The sequence below is a fragment of the Streptomyces durbertensis genome, assembly GCF_014156695.1.
Lineage (GTDB): Bacteria > Actinomycetota > Actinomycetes > Streptomycetales > Streptomycetaceae > Streptomyces > Streptomyces durbertensis.
Genome location: NZ_WMLF01000804.1, coordinates 1 through 1145, shown reverse-complemented (window position 1 = coordinate 1145; position 1145 = coordinate 1). Strand labels below are relative to the sequence as shown.

Here is a 1145-nt window from a genome sequence, read left to right as displayed (position 1 = left end):
CTTTATGGCGTCGAACACCGAGTTGACCTGTTCGCCGACATCGTGGAGCTGGACGGGCAGCAGGCCGCGCAGCTCCTCCCAGCCGCCGCGGTGGGACTCGGCGAACGCCGACAGGGCGCGCAGCGGTCCGAGGTCGCCGTCCCGCTCGTGGGCCGCGCTGAGCAGCCGCCGGCCCTCGTCGGCGTTGCTGCTCATGGCGTTGAGTGCCTTGCGGACCTCGCCGAGGGACTCGTGGTCGAGCGGTCCTGAGCGGCCGCGTTCCATGAGCCGGCGCGCCTCGTGCATGCGGGTGGAGGCGTGGTCGAGGTGCAGGCGGCCCCGTGAGACGTCGTTGCCCGCCATGTCGAGCTTGAGGTCCTCCATGCCGCGCTTGAGGCCGTAGAGGCGGTCGCCGGGGAGGGCGTCGGTGCTGGCGGCGGCGACACCGCCGAAGGCGCCGGCCGCGACGCCGACGGTGAGACCGCCGGCCGCCAGCCCCTTGGTGAGGCGTGACCTGGGACGGAGCTTGCCGAGCCCGCCCAACGGTGTCGCCCGGTGTGCGCCGCGACCGCTCGTGCCGCGCTGCTCGGGCACCTGGCCGCCCGCGAACTGGGCCTCCATCGCCGCGATGAGCTGGGCCCGTTGAACGGTCTTCACCTCGGGGTCGAGCTGCGGCCGTGGCAGCGCCGCCAGGCCGTCGGCCACCGCGAGCAGCGCGGCCTGTTCGTGGTCGTGGGCTTCGTCCGGCCCGGCGCTGCGGACGGCTCTGGCCTGCGCGTCGCCCGCCGCCGCCGGCTCCTCGTCCGGGACCGGGGCCGTCGGGTCGGCCGAAGCGTCCGGGGTGTCGGGAGCGCCGAGCGCCTGGGCGAAGGCGTTGGCCCGCCGGTTGGTGGACACGGATCCGATCACAGGCGGCACCTCCTCTCGTCAGCACGGTTGACTCCCGGCCTCAGGGGGAGGGTTGCGCGGATTCCGAAGCTCCACCCGATCGAGTGATGACGGGTGGACGCGGCGGCCCGTCGGGGAGTCTGCAAAACCCACAACGAGCGGCAACGCACTCGGGTTACGGACTGGCGATGATGTGACTGGAACGTTGACCAGGAGGTCATGGGCGGTTACCAAGCGTGAGCGGACGGGGGAGTGGCCGGTGGGGGGAGGGTTCGTAC

1 protein-coding gene is annotated in these 1145 nt (G+C 73.0%); it reads right to left on the bottom strand.

The annotated features are described in order from the left end of the window. The coding region (locus GL263_RS26930) for a DUF5667 domain-containing protein (RefSeq protein WP_182858340.1) at positions 1-888 on the bottom strand (888 nt) is incomplete at its 3' end. Positions 889-1145 lie beyond the last annotated feature (257 nt).